This is a genomic window from Actinospica durhamensis, assembly GCF_018139695.1.
Classification (GTDB): Bacteria; Actinomycetota; Actinomycetes; order Streptomycetales; family Catenulisporaceae; genus Actinospica; species Actinospica durhamensis.
Genome location: NZ_JAGSOG010000540.1, coordinates 1 through 1,863 on the forward strand (window position 1 = coordinate 1; position 1,863 = coordinate 1,863).

At 71.6% G+C, this 1,863-nt stretch carries 1 protein-coding gene; it reads right to left on the reverse strand.

Annotated elements, in window-relative coordinates:
• Positions 1-99 precede the first annotated feature (99 nt).
• Positions 100-1,863: peptidoglycan D,D-transpeptidase FtsI family protein (locus KDL01_RS40845; RefSeq protein WP_212534096.1), on the reverse strand; the 1,764-nt coding region annotated here is incomplete at its 5' end.

Genomic DNA, 1,863 nt, shown 5'->3' on the forward strand with positions numbered 1-1,863 from the left:
GACGGGGAGGGCACGTTCGGCAGGCTACCGCGTTCTCGCCCCCGCGCGTGCCACGCCCCGCGCCCGGACCGCGCGGCGCTGCCCGGTGTGACGGCGCGACTACCACTTCAGGGGCAGATCCGGGGCCTTGGTCCCGGTCGGAGCGACGCTCTGTTCCTGCAGTGCGTAGGACATGACCTTCTGGAACACCGGGGCGGCCACGCTGCCGCCGAAGTAGTTCGCACCCTGCGGGCCCTCCACGAACACCCCCATGACCAGCCGCGGGCTGTCCGCGGGGGCGTAGCCGATGAACGAGGCGGTGTGGCCGCAGTAGCCGGAGCAGGAGGCGACGAAGCGGTTGGCCGTGCCGGTCTTGCCGGCCACCCGGTAGCCGGGGATCTCGGCCGCGGCGGCGGTGCCCTGGTCCGAGACGACCGACTCCAACATCTCCGAGACCTCGTTGGCCACCTTCGCCGAGACGACCTGGGTGCGCGCCGGCGCCGCGGCCGGGGTGAAGCCGCCGTCCGCGCTGACGTAGCCCTTGACCAGGGTCGGGGTCACCCGCACGCCCTGGTTCGCGATGGTGGCGTAGACGCTGGTGGCCTGGATGGCGTTGACCGCCAGGCCCTGGCCGAACGCGACGGTGTACTGCTGCGAGTGGTTCCAGTCGGCGGCCGGGGCGAGGATGCCGGGCGACTCGCCGGGCAGCCCGAGGCCGGAGGTGCGGCCGAGCCCGAAGGCGGAGAAGTAGTCGTACAGTATGGCGTTGCGCTCGGTCATGTCGTTCGGCGCGAGCTGCTCCGAGGACAGGTCGGTGCCGATGTTGCTGGACTCGGCCAGGATCCCGTTGAGGGTCAGGTGCTCGGTGCCGTGCGTGGTGTCGTCGTGCACGGTGTAGCCGTCGCCGGTGTAGAGCAGGGGCGGCACGACCACCTTGGTCCCCGGGTTGGTCACGCCCTGCTGCAGCTCCGCGGACATGGTGACGACCTTGGCCACCGAGCCCGGCTCGAACACCTCCGAGACCGCGGCGTCGCCGAGTTCGGCCGCGGTGGCCGCGGACAGGTCGGAGGGGTCGTAGGAGGGCGAGGACGCCAGCGCGAGCACCGCGCCGGAACGCGGGTCCATCACCACGATCGTGGCCTGGTCGGCGTCGGTGGACTTGACCACCTGGTCCAGCGCCTGCTGGGCGGTCCACTGGATCTTGCTGTCGATCGTGGTCTCCACCGAGGTGCCGTCCACCGCGGCCTTCTCGTTGATGCCGGTGGTGGGGATCTCGTAGCCGTACGCGGCCTGATACGAGATCTTGCCGTTGCTGCCGGCCAGCACGCTGTCGTACTCCTGCTCGAGCCCGGCCGCGCCCTGGCCCGCCGAGTTGACGAAGCCGACGGCGTTGGCCGCGAGCGCGCCCTGCGGATAGACCACCTCGGGGTCGGAGTTGCCGGTGATCCCGGTCAGTCCGAGAGCCTTGATCTTCTTCCAGACCTCCGGGGTGACCTGCCGGGCGAGTACCGCGTACTGCGAGGTGGAGGCGGACAGCTTCGTGCGCAGCGCGGCCACGTCCGCGCTGCCGGCCGGGTTGCCGAGGTAGGCGGCGAGCTTCGAGGCGTAGACGGCCGGGTCCTGCTTGGACTGGGCGATCACCAGCGGGTCGGCGATGACGTCGACGGCGTCGACCGACTCGGCCAGCGGCTTGCCGTCGGCGTCCAGTATCGACCCGCGAGTGGCGTAGAGGGTGACGTCGGCGGTCCGGTCGGCGGCCGCGCGGGCGGCGAACCCGGCGCTGTCGGTGACCTGAAGCTGGATCAGCCGGCCGCCGTAGAGCGAGAAGACGAAGGCGAGCGTCACCATGCCCACCCGCAGCCGCCGGCGTGGGCGGCCCAGGCG